The 18778-nt window shown below is 50.3% G+C and carries 23 protein-coding genes and 1 pseudogene; 10 read left to right on the forward strand and 14 right to left on the reverse strand.

Translation table 11 applies throughout. The features are described 5' to 3' along the window. The first annotated feature begins 94 nt into the window (after window positions 1–94). A complete protein-coding gene (locus JVX88_RS35010) occupies window positions 95–1249 on the forward strand; it encodes a glycoside hydrolase family 116 protein (protein WP_317134562.1) in 1155 nt (384 codons plus the stop codon). Window positions 1250–1258: 9 nt separating this feature from the next. Here the strand turns inward: JVX88_RS35010 and JVX88_RS35015 are convergent, their stop codons facing one another. From JVX88_RS35015 to JVX88_RS35030, 4 genes are all read right to left on the reverse strand, one after another. Next, entirely contained in the window at window positions 1259–2437 is a 1179-nt protein-coding gene (locus JVX88_RS35015; protein ID WP_211623517.1) for a glycosyltransferase family 39 protein, read from the reverse strand. 4 nt (window positions 2438–2441) lie between these two features. Continuing rightward, entirely contained in the window at window positions 2442–3242 is an 801-nt protein-coding gene (locus JVX88_RS35020; protein ID WP_211623519.1) for a PAS domain S-box protein, read from the reverse strand. Between the two features lie 367 nt (window positions 3243–3609). Beyond that, window positions 3610–4263, reverse strand: coding sequence for a hypothetical protein (locus tag JVX88_RS35025; RefSeq protein WP_211623521.1), 654 nt, complete (start codon window positions 4261–4263; stop codon window positions 3610–3612). Window positions 4264–4388: 125 nt separating this feature from the next. After that, a complete protein-coding gene (locus JVX88_RS35030; RefSeq protein WP_211623523.1) occupies window positions 4389–4787 on the reverse strand; it encodes an HlyD family efflux transporter periplasmic adaptor subunit in 399 nt (132 codons plus the stop codon). A 59-nt stretch (window positions 4788–4846) separates the two neighbouring features. On the opposite strand from JVX88_RS35030, the gene JVX88_RS41525 reads away from it, so the two are divergent. Then, window positions 4847–4969 (forward strand): hypothetical protein, encoded by a 123-nt coding sequence (locus JVX88_RS41525; protein ID WP_263975402.1) that lies wholly within the window; start codon window positions 4847–4849, stop codon window positions 4967–4969. Between the two features lie 24 nt (window positions 4970–4993). On the opposite strand, the gene JVX88_RS35035 is transcribed toward JVX88_RS41525, so the two are convergent. Then, on the reverse strand, window positions 4994–5944 hold the full coding sequence (locus JVX88_RS35035; RefSeq protein WP_211623526.1) for a UDP-glucuronic acid decarboxylase family protein: 951 nt from the start codon (window positions 5942–5944) through the stop codon (window positions 4994–4996). Between the two features lie 16 nt (window positions 5945–5960). Here JVX88_RS35035 and JVX88_RS35040 point away from each other — a divergent pair, with 16 nt between their 5' ends. The 6 genes and pseudogenes from JVX88_RS35040 to JVX88_RS35060 all read left to right on the forward strand — a co-directional run bounded on the left by JVX88_RS35040 (window position 5961) and on the right by JVX88_RS35060 (window position 9266). Next, a complete protein-coding gene (locus JVX88_RS35040) occupies window positions 5961–6209 on the forward strand; it encodes a pirin-like C-terminal cupin domain-containing protein (protein WP_263975403.1) in 249 nt (82 codons plus the stop codon). A gap of 117 nt (window positions 6210–6326) precedes the next feature. Next, complete coding sequence (locus JVX88_RS35045) at window positions 6327–7262, forward strand: haloacid dehalogenase-like hydrolase (protein ID WP_211623530.1); 936 nt, start codon at window positions 6327–6329, stop codon at window positions 7260–7262. 130 nt (window positions 7263–7392) lie between these two features. Continuing rightward, window positions 7393–7848 (forward strand): fluoride efflux transporter CrcB, encoded by a 456-nt coding sequence (crcB, locus tag JVX88_RS35050; protein ID WP_225931290.1) that lies wholly within the window; start codon window positions 7393–7395, stop codon window positions 7846–7848. Window position 7849: 1 nt separating this feature from the next. After that, entirely contained in the window at window positions 7850–8293 is a 444-nt protein-coding gene (crcB, locus tag JVX88_RS35055) for a fluoride efflux transporter CrcB (protein ID WP_225931291.1), read from the forward strand. Further along, window positions 8193–8462, forward strand: a pseudogene (locus JVX88_RS44785) (hypothetical protein); the annotation flags it as partial. The gene crcB (JVX88_RS35055) and the pseudogene JVX88_RS44785, both read left to right, overlap by 101 nt. Window positions 8463–8480: 18 nt before the next feature. Beyond that, entirely contained in the window at window positions 8481–9266 is a 786-nt protein-coding gene (locus tag JVX88_RS35060) for a sensor histidine kinase (protein WP_263975404.1), read from the forward strand. Window positions 9267–9379: 113 nt separating this feature from the next. Here the strand turns inward: JVX88_RS35060 and JVX88_RS35065 are convergent, their stop codons facing one another. The 4 genes from JVX88_RS35065 to JVX88_RS35080 all read right to left on the reverse strand — a co-directional run bounded on the left by JVX88_RS35065 (window position 9380) and on the right by JVX88_RS35080 (window position 11517). Next, the gene (locus JVX88_RS35065) at window positions 9380–9832 is read right to left on the reverse strand and encodes a hypothetical protein (protein ID WP_211623537.1); all 453 of its coding nucleotides are present in this window, start codon (window positions 9830–9832) and stop codon (window positions 9380–9382) included. 8 nt (window positions 9833–9840) lie between these two features. Beyond that, window positions 9841–10491 (reverse strand): response regulator, encoded by a 651-nt coding sequence (locus JVX88_RS35070; RefSeq protein ID WP_211623539.1) that lies wholly within the window; start codon window positions 10489–10491, stop codon window positions 9841–9843. After that, complete coding sequence (locus JVX88_RS35075; protein ID WP_211623542.1) at window positions 10466–11188, reverse strand: peptidylprolyl isomerase; 723 nt, start codon at window positions 11186–11188, stop codon at window positions 10466–10468. Before JVX88_RS35075 ends, JVX88_RS35070 begins: the two co-directional genes overlap by 26 nt. A gap of 80 nt (window positions 11189–11268) precedes the next feature. Continuing rightward, window positions 11269–11517, reverse strand: a complete 249-nt coding sequence (locus JVX88_RS35080) for a hypothetical protein (RefSeq protein ID WP_211623544.1) — start codon at window positions 11515–11517, stop codon at window positions 11269–11271. Between the two features lie 577 nt (window positions 11518–12094). Here JVX88_RS35080 and JVX88_RS35085 point away from each other — a divergent pair. Then, a complete protein-coding gene (locus JVX88_RS35085; RefSeq protein ID WP_211623545.1) occupies window positions 12095–12904 on the forward strand; it encodes a choice-of-anchor W domain-containing protein in 810 nt (269 codons plus the stop codon). Window positions 12905–13068: 164 nt separating this feature from the next. On the opposite strand, the gene JVX88_RS35090 is transcribed toward JVX88_RS35085, so the two are convergent. The 3 genes from JVX88_RS35090 to JVX88_RS35100 all read right to left on the reverse strand — a co-directional run bounded on the left by JVX88_RS35090 (window position 13069) and on the right by JVX88_RS35100 (window position 15699). Next, window positions 13069–14052, reverse strand: coding sequence for a cytochrome P450 (locus JVX88_RS35090; RefSeq protein WP_211623547.1), 984 nt, complete (start codon window positions 14050–14052; stop codon window positions 13069–13071). Beyond that, window positions 14049–14681, reverse strand: coding sequence for a hypothetical protein (locus JVX88_RS35095; protein WP_211623549.1), 633 nt, complete (start codon window positions 14679–14681; stop codon window positions 14049–14051). Before JVX88_RS35095 ends, JVX88_RS35090 begins: the two co-directional genes overlap by 4 nt. A 568-nt stretch (window positions 14682–15249) precedes the next feature. Beyond that, window positions 15250–15699: a hypothetical protein gene (locus JVX88_RS35100; RefSeq protein WP_211623551.1), complete on the reverse strand. Its 450-nt coding sequence runs from the start codon at window positions 15697–15699 to the stop codon at window positions 15250–15252. 430 nt (window positions 15700–16129) lie between these two features. Here JVX88_RS35100 and JVX88_RS41530 point away from each other — a divergent pair, with 430 nt between their 5' ends. Next, complete coding sequence (locus JVX88_RS41530) at window positions 16130–16378, forward strand: substrate-binding domain-containing protein (RefSeq protein WP_211623553.1); 249 nt, start codon at window positions 16130–16132, stop codon at window positions 16376–16378. On the opposite strand, the gene JVX88_RS35110 is transcribed toward JVX88_RS41530, so the two are convergent. Together JVX88_RS35110 and JVX88_RS44790 are read right to left on the reverse strand one after the other, a co-directional pair. Beyond that, the gene (locus JVX88_RS35110; protein ID WP_211623555.1) at window positions 16363–16566 is read right to left on the reverse strand and encodes a hypothetical protein; all 204 of its coding nucleotides are present in this window, start codon (window positions 16564–16566) and stop codon (window positions 16363–16365) included. The two genes, JVX88_RS41530 and JVX88_RS35110, sit on opposite strands and share 16 nt — an antisense overlap. Window positions 16567–17393: 827 nt before the next feature. Beyond that, window positions 17394–18509, reverse strand: coding sequence for a right-handed parallel beta-helix repeat-containing protein (locus tag JVX88_RS44790; protein WP_410503818.1), 1116 nt, complete (start codon window positions 18507–18509; stop codon window positions 17394–17396). Between the last annotated feature and the right edge of the window lie 269 nt (window positions 18510–18778).

Genomic DNA, 18778 nt, shown 5'->3' on the forward strand with positions numbered 1-18778 from the left:
AAGGTTCTCGCAATTGTCCCCCATGTTTATGATACCTCGCCGGGGCAGAGATTTAGGTTGGAGCAGTGGGAGCCTCTTTTGGCGAAGGCGGGTGTTGAGATCACGTATTCGCCATTTGAGACGCCGGAACTGCGGAGCGTTCTTTATCGAAAAGGGACTGGATGTGCGACTCTATGGCTCGTTTGCGCTGTTGATTTTGTTTCCTGATCTGGACAAGGCAGTGCTGCGTGCCTTTGCCCGTGCTATCCCCACCGAAGACAGCCGCACCCGCACAATTGGCTACTATTACACGATTGGCAAGCCCAGTCCCCAAGCTTTCCGCAAAGCCAAAAACGCGACGCCCCACGATCTGGGTGCACCCAACGAGCATGTTTGGGAGAAGACCAACTATACCAGCTATCAGGATTGCAACCTCTGGAAAGACTTGGGCAGTGATTTTGTGCTTCAGGTCTACCGCGATTTTGTCTTCACGGGCCGTACAGACGTGGCCTTTCTAGCAGAATGCTGGGACGCGATTGTGGCGGCTTTAGCCTATTTAAAGTCCTTTGACTTTGACCAAGACGGTATTCCCGAAAACTCTGGCGCACCGGATCAAACCTTCGACGATTGGCGGCTCCAAGGCGTAAGTGCCTACTGCGGCGGGCTGTGGATTGCCGCACTGGAAGCAGCACTTGCCATCGGAGAGATTCTGGCGGACCGGGTATCCCCTGAAGTGTTGGCGGAGTATCGGCACTGGCTGCAGCAGGCGCGGCTAGTTTATCAAACCAAGCTGTGGAATGGCACCTATTACCGCCTCGATAGTGACAGCGGCTCAGACGTAGTGATGGCCGATCAACTCTGTGGTCAGTTTTATGCGCGGCTGTTGGGTCTGCCGGATGTGGTGCCAACAGAATGCGCCGAGTCGGCCCTGCGGACTATCTATGACGCCTGTTTCCTCAAGTTTCATGATGGTCGGTTTGGTGCTGCGAATGGCCTGCGCCCCGACGGTTCCCCCGTTAACCCCAACGATACCCATCCGCTCGAAGTCTGGACTGGGATCAACTTTGGCTTAGCGGCTTTCTTGCTGCAAATGGGAATGCGCTCCGAAGCGCTCCGCCTCACCCAAGCCGTGGTGCAGCAAATCTACGACAACGGGCTGCAATTTCGCACCCCCGAAGCGATCACAGCCGCCGGCACCTTCCGCGCCTCTCACTACCTGCGGCCTATGGCAATTTGGCTGGTGTATTGGGTAGGAAGCAGTGAGTTTTGAGTTTTGAGTTCATGTCCGATTAATGGGTTTCATGGGTCGTTGTTTGGGTCCAGCGTTATTTCCCGCGATAGCCTGGCCCTGGAAAATTAAATCGAGCAGGATCAGAGTGAACGGAATTGGTCCACAGAGCGCGGCTAAGAAAAGTCTGACTTGATGCGGCAGTTGGGCCATCCGGTAGAGCGCTGTTCCCATGACTGTCAGGACCATCGTGGCGATTGTGGCTTGGAGCAGCGCTATCCAACTCCATTGCGCCACCACCGGCACATCAAAAAACAACACGGCAAAGCTATAGAGCCAAATGGCAATCATGGCGAATGGCTGCATGGGAGTGCGCATCCAGGTAGTGTTGGTAGTGAGGGCATCCGACTGATGCCAGATTACCCATACCCAAGGCAGAAAACCCACTAGAGTAGCGCTTATGGCCCATTGATAACGCCGGAGGATGGAACGGTGCGGCTGGATTGCGAAGACATACATCGCTTGCCCAGCCGCCAGCAAAACCGTCAAAAGCGATGTGTAGAGGCTAACCAGCAGTGTCAGGGCATAGATAGCCCAGCTCAACCGAGAATTTCGCCGCACGGCTCGCAACAGAGCACCACTACAAAGTACGATCGTCAGCAACCAGAAACTGTAGGGACGTGCCTCTTGGGCGTAGGCCACGAAGAACGGAGAAACTGCCATCAAGGCAGCGGCAGTTGAGCCGATTGGGGCAAGGGCTGAGGTTGGGCTGCATGGACGAAATAATTCTCGGCAGAGCCAAACTAGACAGGGCAGAACCAGTAAACTGCACAGCACTGAAAAACTGCGAATCGCGCCAACCGTACTGCCAAATGCCTGCATCCAAAAGCGGGTCAGCAGAAAGTAGAGGGGGGCATGTTCTGGGCTGCGTGTCAGAGCGTTGAGCGTCTGGGAAAGCGATCGGTCGGGGGAGAGGCGCTGATAGGCTAACAGATCTGCCGGACTGTGAAGTGAACCATCGGTGAGTTGGGCCGTCACCTCGGCTTTGGTGTATCCGCTCGCTCGAATGGCCGTAGCAACCTCATCGACCCAAAAGATTTTCTGATCTAAATTGGCGATGCGAATTACGACTCCCAAACTCAGCAGCAGGGCCAGCAGCGTTAGTGACAGAGCGGTCAACGATTGAGTCTGCGACTTACGGGTTTTTGGTGTCTCTGAGTGATTGTCCATTCCCTTACCGTTTGTGGGGGACAGGAGTGCCCTGCGGTTGTTGTACATCGTGCCGTCGATGAAACTGCCGCAACAGCAATTCCGAAAATCCCAAAATTGCATTCATGGGTGTGCGCAATTCGTGGGAAATGGTCGCCATAAATTGGCTTCTCAGCCGGTCAGCTTCCAGGAGCTGGAGGTTCTGGAGCTGTACCTGCCGCAGTTGTTCCTCAGCCTGCTTGCGCAGGGTAATATCTCGCACCAACCAGCGTAAGGCCGTTGCTTCTCCTGCTGGAATCCGCACCGTTTCTACAGTCAAAGCGGCATCAAACGGCTCCCCATCTCGACTGCGCAGGACGAGTTCCCATTCCTGCACCCGATTCACGCTCGGTAGCTCGTTCAGCATTCTGCGAAACGCCCGCCGTTGCCCGTCTGGGACAAAACTAATCAACGGCTTCCCCACCAACCGATTTGAACTGATGTGAAATAGGGACGCAGCAGCTCGATTGGCTTCTCGCACCGTGCCATGCAGATCCGTGACCAGATAGCCATCGGGTGCAAACTCGAACAGTTCCTGATACCGCTGCCGTTCTGCCTCAATCGCGTGCTGAGCTTCTAGTAAGGCATCATGCTGCTGCCGTAATTCTTCTTCTGCCACCTGTAGCTCTTCTAACGCCAGCCAAAGCTCTTGCAGGCAATCGATCACCAATTGAGGCTGTCGCCAGGGCACCTCGCTGGCATTCTGATACAGCGCTTGGGTGCGTTTCTGGACTGCCTGAATGTGTTGGGTAAAAACCGTATGATTTTCATCATCTTCGGTATACATAATCATATCTCCCAAACCTGGGGGATGCTCCTGATAGGTTGTTTACTAAGTTTGGATCAACAAGTTATTTTCAAGTAGCGTAGCTAAACACATCGTGAAGATGCATTTAAAGGCATTTAAATGCATTAAAAACAAGTATGGAGTACCTCTGGGCAAGAAATATCTCTCTTCTGGAAGGGTTACGGATACGCCAAGAGGACAAAGTCTGAAGCTGGACTAATCTTAGCGAATTGCCGATCACGAGTAAAGGTATTTTGTCCAGCGCTATAAATTAAGTACGTATATCGAGTATCAAATTGGTTAAGTAATTGCCTAATTTGAACAACAACTATGAATATTACCGATGTGCAGAGTATAAATAATCTCATTAATTTATCAGGTGTTGAACGTAACCATTAAGTTGAAACAAACCGCGAATTTCAATTTGCCGTTGATTCACTTCGGTAGAAGTCACTTCTCCGGCTTGAAACCAATCGGCAATCGGACCAAATTCGGTTCGGGAACCCCTGTTGAACAAGGCTGTATCGGGTTCGCGTAGCTGTTGGTGGTTCGCCTGCACGCCTGCTAAGTTCATGACCTGATCGTCTGGTTGAATGCCAATCACAAAAATGTCCCAGATTTCTTTGTTATCTGGATTGCGCCACTGCATGAAATTGAGATAGATCGGGCTAACCGACTCTACACCAGCCACTCCAGCAGCCTGGTACAGGCGTCGTTCTGTAAAGCGATCCAGCGAAATCAACGAGCGATAGCGGCTACTCAGCATGACAATTTCACCATTCAAACTGTGGTGAAACTCCACCGCACTACTAAACAAAGCACCGCGAAAGCCCATTTGCAAAAACATCAGCACGTCTGCAAAGCTGATCCCGGCAATCGCCACCAGTAATCTAGCTCGTTCTTTGCGTAACTGAAGCCAGGAGAGAAACAGCGGCGGCTTGCGCTTAGTGCGGTTTGGAGCACCTTTAGATTTTTGAGCATGATTTAACTTAGAATCACGATTGGCTGTTGGATTTGCCATTTTGACCTCAGTGATGAATGAAACGATGATTGAACAGGGGTCATAATGAACGATGTGACAGAACATCAAGTCTTCAGATTTTGAAGATTAGAATGAATATTAAGACTGAACATTAAAGCTGAACATTAGGACTGAACATCAATTTCTACCTGGACACTTAAATTCGTTAATCCAGCAACCCGGCGACTGGAGGACGGATCTAGCTGCACTTTCACTTCTACAACGCGAGCATCAAACTGAGCGGCTGGATCCGTGTCGAGCACATCCTGTTTATTGATCTCCAATCCTACTTCCACAACTCTGCCCCGCAACCGATCGGGAAAGGCATGATTTTTGCTGATTACAATAGCCGACTGCCCCACCCGGACTCGGCTGACATCCACCTCATAGACTTCAGCTACGGCCACCATCTGCTGGGTTTGGCCCAGGCTAATAATTCCTTGTTCACCGACTAACTCACCAGGGCGCGTATGGATTTTGAGCACCTGTCCATCTTGGGGGGAACGCACAACAGCCAGATCCAAGTCGGCTTTGCAGCCGGCAGCTCGCGAGGCGTGACCTCACCGATGAACTGCACGGTCATATGGACCTGCTCGATGGGCGCCAGGCGATGCGGCGGGAGGTCCGGCAGGGCATTGATCTGCTCTCGCAGCCTCCGCGCCATTTCCTCTGGCGGAGCAATCGCGACGAAGAGCCGCATGCGTGAGCCTCACCGCCCTGGTCGGGCGGATCAGTAGTTGGGCGTGGGGGCCCGGAAGCTCTCCATGTCGATGGAGCGGAAGTAATCGATGGTCCGCTTCAGGCCCTCGCGCAGGGGGACCGTCGGCTCCCAGGAGAGGTGCTTCCTGGCAAGATCGATCACCGGCTGACGCTGCATCGGGTCGTCAGCGACGGGCGGGCGATAGACGAGCCTGCTCCTGCTGCCCGAAATCTCGACGACGAGCTCCGCGAGCTGCTTGATGGTGAACTCGCCCGGGTTGCCGAGATTCACCGGCCCGATGAAGGTGTCCGGGCCGTTCATCATGCGGATGATGCCCTCGACCAGGTCATCGACGTAGCAGAACGAGCGCGTCTGGCTGCCACTGCCGTAGATCGTGATGTCCTCGTTGCGCAGCGCCTGGCGGATGAAGTTGCTCACGACCCGGCCGTCGTAGGGGTGCATCCGCGGGCCGTACGTGTTGAAGATGCGAACAATACGGATGTTGACCTTGTTGGAGCGGTGGTAGTCGAAGAAGAGCGTCTCGGCGGCGCGCTTGCCCTCGTCGTAGCACGCCCGCGGGCCGATCGGATTCACCGAGCCCTTGTAGCTCTCGGGCTGCGGATGCACCTCGGGATCGCCGTAGACCTCGGAGGTTGAGAACTGGAGCACCTTCGCACGGCAGCGCTTGGCCATCCCCAGCACGTTGATCGCGCCCATGACCGATGTCTTCATCGTCTTGATGGGGTTGTACTGGTAATGCCCGGGCGCGGCCGGACAGGCGGCATTGTAGATCTCGTCGACCTCGAGCCAGATCGGATGGACCACGTCATGGCGGATGAACTCGAAGTTCTTCTTGCCCAGCAGGTGCTCGATGTTGGACTTCTGGCTCGTGAAGAGGTTGTCCAGACAGATCACGTCGTGGCCCTGCGCGACCAGACGATCGCAGATGTGGCTGCCGACGAAGCCCGCTCCGCCCGTCACCAGGATGCGCTTTCATGTGAATGGATCGGATGCCATCACGGAGGCGGAAGTGGGATTGTTCGATCGATCTGGCACAACCTTGCGAATCGATTTTGCTGAAGCGGTGACAGCCCTGTTGCTGTGTGGTGAACCGATCGATGAACCAATTGTAGGACAGGGGCCGTTTGTCATGAATACGCGCCAGGAAATTGTTCAGGCGATCGTCGATTACCAAAGTGGCAAGATGGGAGCCTTATCACCCGTCTCATCAAACTCCAGTGTTTGAATGTCTATGGAGTATTTTCAGGACAAAGATAGGTTACGTAGAGGAAGCAGGTAAGTGAATAAACAAACCTACATATTGATGATTGCTTTTGTAATTACAGTGACGTTGCTAATTAAAATGATTTCTCCAACCTCTGCTCAGGGCATAGACGACCCGCTGCCATCGTGGAATGACGGCGAAGTGAAACAGTCCATTATCGAGTTTGTTACTCGCGTCACGACTGAAAACAGTCCCGATTTTGTCCCCATTGCCGATCGGATTGCCACCTTCGACAACGACGGTACACTCTGGGCAGAACAGCCCGTTGTGCAAGGGATGTTTGTGCTGGAAAAACTGCAAGCAATGGCAGCGGCAGACCCTTCTCTAACTCAGAGGCAGCCCTTTCAGGCGGCATTAGAGAGAGATGTGGAGTACTTCAAGCAAGCGGGTGAAGCGGCAATTATGGAACTGCTGACCGCCACCCATACCAACATGACCCAGGAGCAATTTCAGCAGGAGGTGCAACAGTTTTTTGCGACAGCCATCCATCCCACGCTGAATCTGCCTTACACGAAAGTCACCTACAGACCCATGGTTGAGTTACTGGAGTATCTGCGAGCCAACCAATTTCAAACCTGGATTTGTTCCGGTGGCGGCATTGATTTTATGCGGGTGGTCTCTGAATCGCTTTACGGCATTCCACCAGAGCAGGTGATTGGCAGTTTTGTTAAGGAAGAATTCATTGAGGTAGACGGTAAGGATGTGATCTGGCGCTTACCCGAAATCGCGCGGATCAACGATCAGGCAGGCAAACCGATCGGCATTGATTTACACATTGGCAAGCGTCCGGTCTTTGCTGCTGGAAATGAGCGAACAGGCGGTGATATTGCCATGCTCACCTATTCCCAACAGCAACAGCCTTCATTCTCATCTACAGCGTTTTTCACCCACGTAAGGTATAGGGGGTGTGGGGGCTGTGCCCCCACACCCCAATTTTTGTACTTCATTAGCCTGGAAAAGGCTGTAAATCACAAATATCTGCTCACAACCCACTTCCCCGGTTCCAACTGCTGACCCAATGATTGTGAATGATAAAGCTTGGCCCTTGATGAACGAATGATGAACAAACACGACGGATCTCGGTATTGTTGACAAACTAAAGTAGCAAAACGATAACCTTAACAATAACCTTCAGGAGCAATACATGGTTTTTAGTTCGCTTTTCTTAGCATTCAAAAGCTTAGGGCTGCTGATTCCGCTAGACCAAAATTTGACTGGAGCGATGGCAGTGAGTTTAGGAGCAATTCCCGGTGCATTGAGTCGCTACTATCTCACGGTTGTGTTTAGCCAATGGCTTGGGGCCAGCTTTCCCTATGGCACCTTTTTCATTAATCTCTCTGGCTCACTCCTCATGGGCTTTTTTGCCATGCTTGCAGTTGAGCAGGTAATCTCCTCACAGGAATGGCAACTCTTAATTACAACAGGTTTTCTCGGCTCCTACACAACCTTTTCCACTTACGCCCTGGATGCATCTATCCTGCTACGAGGACGAGATCGAATCAAAGCGCTCTTTTACTGGTTGGGCAGTTCAATCCTAGGCGGCGTTTGTCTCGAAATCGGGATTTTAATCGCAAAACTATTCCAGCCTGGAGGACAGTGAGATGCGTTGGTTTGAGATGCATTGGTTTGACAGGGCCAGACAGATGTTGCAGTCGATCTTACGTTCTTCCAACCTCCGAGTTCCAATTGCCATCAGCTTAGGTGCGATTGCAGGAGCCTTGAGCCGCTATTTTCTCTCAGCAACCATGAACCAATGGCTGGGCACGGTCTTTCCGTTTGCTACGTTTTTGATAAATCTTTCCGGAGCATTGCTCATGGGATTTTTCACCAGTTTTGCTGTCAACCGCCGTATTATTTCACCCGATGTACGCTTAATTGTAGCAGTTGGTTTTTTAGGATCCTATACAACGTTCTCTACTTATACTCTGGATTTAGAAAAGCTGCTTGCAATCGGCAACTGGCAGCTTACAGCACTATACTGGATCGGCAGCACCTTACTGGGCTTATTATGCTTGGAACTGGGATTACTCAGCAGCAGAAGTTAAGGGCAAATCTCTGCTCGATCTGATCCAGCCCGATAGCAATTTACTTTCTGCAGCGACCCAGCATTCAGGCACTAGGGCGATTGACTGCCGCCAAGTGATTCAGCAGCGCAAAACCGGAGAGTTGATTGAAGTTTTGCTAACAATCTCTCTAATCAGAGAGGCCAACAGCAGAATCGTTGGTTTCGCAGTGGTTGCTAGAGACAACAGCGAACGCCAACTCATTCAACGAATGAAGGACGAATTTGTTTCGATCATCAATCACGAGTTGCGTACCCCCCTCGCGTCTCTGCAAGCCTCAATCGACCTGCTGTTGACTGGGAAACTGGGCGATCTCTCGCACCAGGGAGTTCGCATGCTCAATATCGCAGCTAAAAATATTGATCGACTGGTCCAGCTAACCAGCAACATCCTAGATTTTGAAGGACTCAGCTCAGGCAAAATCACGATTTTGAAGCAGCCCTGTGACATCGGTGAGCTAGTGAATCAAACTGTCGCGACGGTACAGTCAACCGCAGGCCAGCAAGGGATTGAGCTTTTGGTAACCACCCAATCGGTATCGGTATCGCTAGATGCTGAACGCATCAGTCAGGTCTTACATCACCTGCTAGTGAACGCAATTCGGTTCTCTAACCCAGGAGGGCGCGTTTGGCTAGAGGTGGAGCTACGGGACGATGGTAAAGTAGATGCGATAGCGATAGCGCACCGCAAGGCGATCAAAAAGCCCTATGTGCTTGTGAAGGTAAAAGACGAAGGACAGGGAATCCCGGCTGATAAGTTAGAAGCTATCTTTGGGCAATTTCAACAGGTAGATGCATCCGATACTCGACGTCAAGGCGGAGCGGGGTTAGGCTTGGCGATCTGTCGCAGTATTATTCAACAGCATCAAGGAACGCTCTGGGTTGAGAGTACGATAGGACAAGGCAGTATTTTTTATCTAGCATTGCCCGTGCAGCGCGTCGCTGTTCAAGCCTAGCTGGGAACACTAGAGGCAATTCATTGTTGGGAGGTGCTGAGTGACAGGTAAGCGCGTTTTAGTCATCGATGACGAAGATGATATCCGTGAGGTTGCTCAAGCCAGTCTAGAAATCATGGCCGGATTAGATGTAATCGTGGCTTGCTCCAGCCAGGAAGGCTTGCGAATGGAGCGACAATGGCAGTTATTTTCCAACCGTACCGCACTATCCATACCAGATTGTCAGCCGGAAAGATGAGCCAATAAACGAACAATACCACGCCGAAAACGGCAAAATGCATCACCAAAGACAGGATGAACACCATAGGATACTTCCACCAGCCTTCCATCGTGTTCATAAGCCGCGACGAAACGATAGCGAAGATACCAGAACCGGCGAGCGTATTGATCAACTGAAGAAAAAAGAAAAGAGCGAGAATTTCGGCAATAAAGAAAATTATCTCGCCAACGGTCAATACCAGAAAGAAAAGAGCAAAAATAAGGGCGATTATGCCCGGGATCACTATGTGGAGCATAACGCTCGCGATCAAGACCGAAATGGGTATTGCCGCCGTTCCTCGCTTCATGCTTTCGACTAAACTATCCCGCTTTTCAACGCCTTTGCCACAGCCTCTGACTTCGAATGCACTTGGAGCTTTTCGTAAATGTGCCTCATATGAAATGAGACGGTGTTTATGCTAACGCCCAATTCGGCAGCGGCAGTTTTGTAATTGTGGCCATCGACCAACATTTTCAAGATCCTTGTCTCGTGGGGCGTTAGGCCGTGGTCCACCTGTTTCGGCGGCGGATTTATCCGAAATAGATCGATCACCGTGCGTGCGATCTCAGGCGACATCGGGGCTCCGCCCGCCGCAACCTCATCGATCGAAGCAAACAGCTTATCCGGCGGTGTGTTCTTAAGAAGATAGCCGCTCGCTCCTGCGCAGATCGCCTCAACGATACGCTCATTGTCATCATAGACCGTCAGCATTATCACCAAAGTATTTGGAAACCGCTCCCGGATGATCTTTACTCCTTCGATCCCGTTCATTCCCGGCAACCCGATGTCGCAAAGGATCACGTCCGGTGATCGTTCCTCGATCCCGGCCAGCCCTAGTTCCATGGAAGGATACGATCCGACGCAAACATATTTTTCCGATCCCGCGATCAGTTCGCCGAGCGATTCGCGTATGCGTGTCTGGTCCTCTATCACTGCTATCTTAAGTATTTGAGACAATTCGGGCATCTTTGTTCTGATCTCCGGGATAGACATCGTCGGCGGTGCCGGTGGGACTCGGCCGAAGGAAAATGCATCGCGAATGGAAAGCAACATTGCAACATTCGTCGGGTAAGTCACTGAGGCTGACAGGTTCCATTTCGCCGCCGCCAATCCGGTTCTCGGCAATCGAATAGTCCTGAGCGAGTTGCTCGAATGATTCACCGGCTTTGATCTGATCCCGTAATTCTTCTGCTAGTGTTTCTTGATCCACCACAATGCAGGAGAGCAGCACTTTATCCAGCTTTTGCTTATGCTTAATAAAATATTCGTGTAGCCTGGGTCGGCTGATGTGATCAACCAGGTTTTGCCAGGTCTGGCTGCGGATAATTCGCTCTAAAAACTGTTCGTAGGCCAAATGATTGTCCTCTAGCCATTGCTGAAGCTGTTCTACTGTGTGAATCTGATTGTCTTTGAGAAATTGCTCTAGATACTGAAATGGTTGTGATTCATAAATCTGATTATTTTCGAAACACTGTTCTAGATATTGTTCAATTGCTGCAACGGTTGGCTGCAAATCAGGCTCTTGTTTTAGCGTCTGGGCAATCACATGCTGCCGCAAGATAGAGGTGAGAAAATTTTGGAAGGTGCCGTCGCTTTGCAGATAGCTTAACGCCTGCTCGAGGGAGACAGGTTCATCGTTGATCACTAGAAAGTTGGATGACATAGAAGGCTGAATAGAGAAGGCTGAATAGAGAAGGCTGAATAGAGAAGGCTGAATAGAGTGACATTGAAGAAAAACCCAGTTCAGGTCAATTTCGAAATCACAGCTGGAATCTGCATAAATCGAATTTCAGAGGTCTGCTCTGAATTAAAAATGCCACGAATGTACAAAACACCGCGATAGCGAAGAATCACAAAGGTATGAGTTAGCAAATCTGCTTGTATTGGCTGTGATACAAGCTGTAATACAGTAGGCGTTGATTCTGAACCAGTTTCTGGCCTGTAGAAATCACGCTCATACTTGACGCCGCGATATCGAAGAGTTATTCGCATCTTCCTCTCCTCAGAATTGACAGAATAAATTACACAGCATAGAAACTGTAACCAGCGGGTAGGACAACGCTATCTATCGTTGCTCTCAGGTGATGAACTACCTCACAGCCGGCTCTGCATCGCTCTATCCTGAGGTAGTTCTGGATCCAATTGCACTATGCAGTTTGGCGATGATTTTTGATCACGAATTTTGAGCATTAGCGGGAACCACCCCCGCTGCAATTGATGACAGCTGAGTTGCTTAATTTGAGGATTCAGTAATTTCCAGAACTCGTGCTTGAGCCGGATTGGGAAAATTACGAATGACTAATTGAAAGAGTAAATCTATGGTCTGGTGCAATTAGTAATAGCACGGAGATATAGGCCGGAATAGGTAGGATCAGAGGCTGGTCCTACCGCTAATAGAGGCTAGAACTTCAAGCGAGCAAGGGTTATATCAAATCAACATGAACCTTGAGCGAAAACTGAGCATTTAGCGAAAAAGAATTGAACTCTAAAGGTGTTGTATCTGCTGCGTTCGCAATTGGCGAGACCGCACGCAAGATATGGTTGAACCCTTTGGAGGATCAATATCAAAATGAATTTTCGTCGCTCACTCCTTGCACTTTCACTGAGTACTCTGGGTCTGTTCGCAGTTTCCAGTCCAGTTAAAGCCTTTAGTTTTGCATCTCCTGCCGATTTGACTGGAGATGGATTTTTTGATGACACTGATTACAATCAAAAATACGCTAAAGGTGATCAGAAAACATTCACCGCTAAGTACGTGATCGAGAGCCGTGCTGGTAACAACAATCCAGAAGCTGGGGTTTGGGAATCGGGTGCCTTCAGCAGCAATTACAACCTAGCAGGAACTGATTATTCCAATAGCTTTATTGCTGGCAGCGGTAGGGGTCATACCTGGACAAAAAATACCTTCGTAGACTTTTTGCTGCAATACACGGGTACCCAGCTGATCTACCAAATCGGCAGTCAGAAAATTACACTCAATGTGGACGCGGCAAAGGGTCCAGTTACTGACTTGATGATTCGTACAGCCGCTGGACTGCGGACCAATGCCCAGCAGCCGAATAACCCCAACCAAAACACAAGTTTCAGTAAGGTGGTGCTGAGTGATTTGAGTTTGGGTGGGGCAAATACAGCTTCGCTTCAGTCTGCTTTCAGTAGAGGCGAGATGACAGCCCAGAAAAATAGGGATGTGGACTATTTGCGCGTTAAAGGTTTGAACAACCAGGCGTTTACCTTAACCGGTAAGGCGATGCTAGATTGGGGTGATGCTATGCCTCAAAACTCGAATCTAGGATTCCAGATCAAAATCGGCTCAACGCCAACTGCCGTGCCAGAACCCGGAACGATGGCTGCACTGGCCCTAGCGGGAGCAGCACGATAGGCTTTCCATAGATCTTCGACCACCAGCACCGGCTGGCTTAAGGTACCGGGTGGATCGAGACGAGGTGTGGATGGAGAATTTTGAATAGGCATGGAAACTAATCGAAAAGAGAACGAGTAAGTAAATCGCAAGAGTAAAGAAGGACGCCAGTAGCAGTCCATTCACTAGGATGAAAATCGGTGTTTCACCCGCACGTTGACGCCACCCCTGGGGCTAATGTTGACGCCACGCCGCACTGCCCTGATGGGAGGCTTTTCGGCCAAGCTGAGCTGATAGCGACGCAGAATCGTAGCTAACACTAACTTCATTTCAAAATTGGCGAAGGCGGCCCCAACACAGCGCCGCTCACTACCGCCAAAGGGATAGTATTCAGACGGGGAATATTGCCGCTCCAGGAACCGTTCGGGACGGAACTGGCGTGGTTCGGGATAGAGGTCTTCTCGATGATGGGTGAGATAGTTGCACAGCAGCAGCAGTGTATTAGCCGGTAGATGATAATCCATCAGCGTCACTGGCACTTTAGTTACCCGAGGAGCCACCATTGGACCCGCAGACCGCAGCCGCAGCGCTTCGCTACACACTGCATTCAGGTAGGGCAGGCGAACGATAGCCATCGGATCGGGGTAATCGCCCAGTGCATCAATTTCTGCCAGTAGCTTAGTTTTCGCTGCTGGGGTGGCATGAATCATGTAAAGTGCCCAGGCAAGCGTCGCCGCACTCGAATCATGCCCCGCTAGCAGCATGGTCATCAGCTCGTCTCGCAGTTCCGCATCAGTCAGGGCTTCGCCGTTTTCGTCACGAGCCGACATCAGCAGCGTCAAAATATCGGTGCGGTTGGGATCAAAGTTGGCGCGCCGCTCGCGAATTTCGGCATACAGCAGGTCATCTACCCGCTGCCGCATGGCGAGATAAAGCTTGGTGGGCTGCCAGAAGCGGCCCCGGTCCTGCATCAAACCAGGAAAGGCACTGACGAAGTAAGAGATGGGGTCAGCTCCTATGGCTAAAAACTGCCGCACTTCTTCTTTAATGCGCTGATAGCGTTCGCCTTCGTTGATCCCGAATACTACTTTCAAAATCACCTGGAGCGTGATCTCGTTCATGTAGGGCAGCAGGATCATGGGTTTACCCGATGTCCAGGAGTGGGTCACTTGAGATAGCGCCCATCACAGTCCTTCAAGAACACCGGATCGGGAATGCTTTCAAGCACAGATTCCAACAGCCGAAAATTTTCCTGTAAGCGATGATTAACAACCGCCAATTCAGCCGTTCGCTCTACGACTTTAATTTCAAGCTGTTCGTTTAATTGGCGAAGAGCTAGTTCCGATTGCTGAAGTTTTTGATGGGCCGATGTGCTAACTGCTATTTGCGCTTGCAGCTCTCGATTGACAGCTTCTAATTCTTCCGGTGTTCGTAACGCTAAAAACTGAGGTAGCAGATCGACCAATTGCAGAGCAGTGTAGAAGGAAACCAGGCCAGTGATCGCTTTCTCAACGCCAGTAATCCAATAGACTGGATGCCAGAGTGTCCAAATTTCCAGCAAGTGCCCCAAACCACACAAAACAATAAATGTGCCAAACAAAATGAATACATTAGAAAACGGAAGATCATTTCGTTTGTAAACGAAATAAATAAGAATAATAGGAATAGAGAAATAGGCCAGTGCCGTTAATAGATCGCTGAGCAGATGCAGCCATACCAAGGAAGGTTGCCATAAATAACAATGCCCATGCGGAATATACTGAGTGGGTGACAATATCGGCTGCAAAGATTCCCACATACCTTTTTCTCTGAGTAAAACGATCCATCAATACTTCAGTCCATGTGTCTAAAACACGGACTGACATTCCATCTAAACCACTTGCTCAAAGAGTAAATAGAAATTACCCAGAAGGCTAAGTTTTGCTGAGCATTGGTTTGTGGTAGCTGTTGGCTTTAAAGTACAGAAGTCGTTTGCTCTTGATGGTTATCTCTGCTTATTCTAGGTCTAAATGTTTAGAAGCCAACAGATTTAAGTACAAAACTCAACAGATTTAAGTACAAAACTAAAGAATTTGCCTTGTTAAATTGAGGACATAAACGGCAGAACGCAGAAAAGCGAGTCGGCTCAGCTAGAGTGTGTTTGTCTGTTAAGTTGCATGAATATGATTTCTCGCAGAGGTAAAGCTGAACTCCTCGAACGGATTGGGAGAACCGACAGGTCCTATTTTTCTGACTCCGCAGAGACAGTACCGTTCGGACTGCGGCTATAAATTTCAAAGTTGCATTGAAGCGATTTTCTCCAATCAAGCGTCTGCCTCGGTACAAGCAACGGCAGAATTTCAAACAGCTGAGTTAATTAGCTTCAGTCAATCGGGTAGGTTGATCGAACAATGCTCTGCCTCGCTGATGTTGCCGCAAACTCTTTTCCAAAGTGGATGGGATTTTCCTTGCTGACGAATCTTTAAAACCTGTCTTTCTAAACGGCGTAGGTAGTGGGGCGAAATTCCGAATAGGATGTTGTGGCTTTGCCAAGGTAGGGTGGTTAAGGTCAGAGCAACACACAGCGTTAGGCCAATGGTTGCAAGTGGATTGTAGATAAGACTATAGCGAACTGCAGTCCAAGTGAAGTAGTCTAACCAGAGCGAAACTTCGTGTCTTAAGCTCCATAAACTTAGGGGAGCTATGATGAGCCACAGACAGGCAATAAAAACCCAGCGACTGTGGAGTATGTGTCGATAGAGTTGCCATATTTGCTGTTGAAGGATCGGATCGAATGAGTTGTCAGTTGTGCTCGATTCAAAATTGAAGTTTGTCATAGCTTGCCTGCGGAAGCTCTGTAAACCAGTTTACAAAGTCACTCGGCTTATTTATGGCGACTTGATTGATTAAACCAGTTTAACTGAGTAGAACTGAACGATAAGGCATGGAAATTATCTCTTGAGAAGTAGTGGAAAAGTCTATCAAGTGGCAAAGTCTATTTAGGAGAGGGGTATATAATTAGCTCGTCTTTTGCAAAAATTAACCTTACTTGGAGTTGATTTACCCACTCTTTAGATGATGTTGCAAAGAAAAAGCTTTTCTGTACTCTCCCTGGTGTTAACGTTAGCTCTTGCTGCGGCCCCCAAACCTCTAGCAGGCTTCTTGCTGGCTGAATCAGCCCATGCTCAAAACGCAACTCCAAGCTCCTTTCCATTACCATCATCAGTTCCTGATGGAACTACAATCCGGGTTGATGGTTCTGAAAGCATGGCAGCTATCAATCAAGCTCTTAAACAGCGCTTTGAAGCTCAATACGCGGGAACAGCCGTTGATTTAGCTACTCAAGGAACCGATGCGGCGTTGCAGGCAGTTCTGGATAGAACAATTGATTTAGCCGCGATTGGTCGTCCTTTGACTGATGCAGAGCGCAGGCAAGGGCTGGTTGAAGTTCCGATTAGTCGGGAAAAGATTGCAATCATCACTAGTGCCAACAATCCGTTTCAAGCAACGAGCTGAAACTGAGAATCACTGAGGTCGTAATGCTGCCAAAAAGCGTAAACCAGCAGCATAAATTCGATTAGCCCCACACCGAGCGTGTAAGAGCGAACCGTCTTGCCAGTTTTATCAGACAGGAATGGAATCGGAAGGGCCGCTACTAGCGGCAGCAGGGTCAAAACAGTTAGCCAAGGAAATTGCGTACTCATGATGAGAGCCTACCCAAATAAATGTAGAGAGAGAGGGTATTCAGGTTGCTGAGTAAGCGACGTTGGGGCAACCTGTGCTCAGTCTGCAAAGAACAATCAAATCTAAACCGTGGGAGCTAGATGCTGAGTACTCTCGTACTTGAAGACAAGGCGCGAGCAACGCGAATCAAGGCCGTTAACCCTAGGAATAAGAAGCTGTGACCCTGTACCTCTCCCATAACCTTCTCCCAGCAGACCAAGCAATCGCCAAGACGACTAGTCAATCAAACAATCAGGTCAAACAAACCAATCAATGAACCAAGCAGGGAAACAGGCAAATAAGAATTTGTACTTATCAGTCCTGTTTCTAAGATACCCCATTGTTAAGTTAAGTAAACTTATTTGTGGCCAAATTCCTAAAATTCTTTAAGGGATACCACGAAACATGAAGAAGAAGAAAGCCTTAAAAAGGTAGATTGAGCTTTTAGGCTGCAAGCTCATCCAACGCATAAAAGTCATGAATCCGCATTTGTAAATATTCCTTTACAATTCTTGACCCACTTTAGCTCAATCGAGTTTTGAACTGCCACTCTTGAGGTCTATTTGAATTGCGTTCCAGCCAAATTGCTGAGTCGATGGTGCTGAGTCGATGCAGCGATTCAACTTAACTGGTTCTGTTTGTTTATGTGTTTACTTGTACTGTTTGTTTGTGCTGCCTCAACCAATTTTGCTTGAGACATCTATAATTACTACTATCAGAGAATTTTCCTCAAGCAAGCCATGATCAGCCGCATCCACCTCTCTCTAGTGCTGGCCATTTCGGTTGGGTTTTCTACCAGCGCAATTGCTCAAGAAATCCCGCAAGTCACGGTTCCAACCGTTGAAACCGAGCAACTTTTCCCGAGTATTCCCAGCCCGCCAGCCTTGGAGCCACCAGCCTTGCCTGAGGTCACAACTATCATTACCCCAGAAGTTCCCGAGGCGTTGCTCGCTTCCAGCACGTTCCCTTCGATCACCGCGCCACGCCCCAGGACGCGGATCGCGCCGTTTCCATCATTGACGCGGGGCTGCAAGAGCACGTTTCCGGTGATCTGCACATTCTCGCCGGTCGCGATTATGACAGACCCGAAGAAGGCCTCAATTCGATTGTCGCGGACGGCGCACCCGTTTCCGGAAACGCCGATTGCGCCGTCGATCCTGCCCAGTGATGCGCGTATCTTCGCACCTGCCAAGCTGCTGCCGTTTCGGTGCAGGCCTGCGATAGAGCCGCATTCGGGAGCAGATAGTCGGCTGATCGCCACCGGCCCATATGCTTGCGAGTGCACGTAGACGAGCGCGTTCTCCGGGCGGACCGAGCTGACTTCGGTGAACTGAGGTGACTCGATTAGAGTGCCCTCGCCTTCCTGCCAGCCGTCGCCCGCAGGAATGTCGATCGCTCCGCGCTCGGCCAAAGCCGTGAACCCGCGCAGCGATGGGTTGGTGATCTTCCCGCTTGTGGCGCCCCATGATATGGCTCCGCGGCGATTGTGGTCGAAGCGACAATTGCTTGTCACTATGCGCTTGGGACGGGCGACAGTCGAAACCAGAAGGCCGAAACCGAAATTGTTGGCGAAGGTAACGCCTTCAAAGGCAATGTCACTAATGGCGCCGATTGGTGCATCCGTATCGCTTTCGAGGTCGATTCCGGCCGCAGGGGCAGTGCCATTGGTGTTCGTGTAAGATCCACCGCGGAAAATTCCACGGTGACCTTGGATCACCGAGCACCCCTGGCGGAAGCAATTGTCGGCTTTGCAATCCAAGAACTCGAAATCGCTGCAATGTGTCTCGACCACGCTGGGTTGCGCGGAGAACAGATGGAAACCGTCGCAGACCGCATTTACGCTGCGCACACCCGACACCTTGAAGCGATGGCATGACTGGAAGGTCACCGTATGCGCGGGCGCTTCTCGCGGTGTGCGGCCCATGCGATTGGCGTCGAATGTGAGTGTGGTGAGTTCGAAATCCGTGCATTCCGAAAGGTAGAGAATGCCGTAGCCGTATTGGACCGGTGTGCCGGCCGCAGAAGTAATGCGCCCACGCCCCACCACCCGGAAGTTCGCCCTTTGCCCCACGACTATGGCGCGCGTGGTTCGCTTCGGGGAATGAAAATATCTCACAACGCCCGGCGAGCGAAGCGATGCCGGAAAAATGAGCCTTAAAGGCAACTATTTCCGCGCGTGCCCCTTTCGTTCGC

The sequence above is a fragment of the Leptolyngbya sp. 7M genome (genome assembly GCF_018128485.1).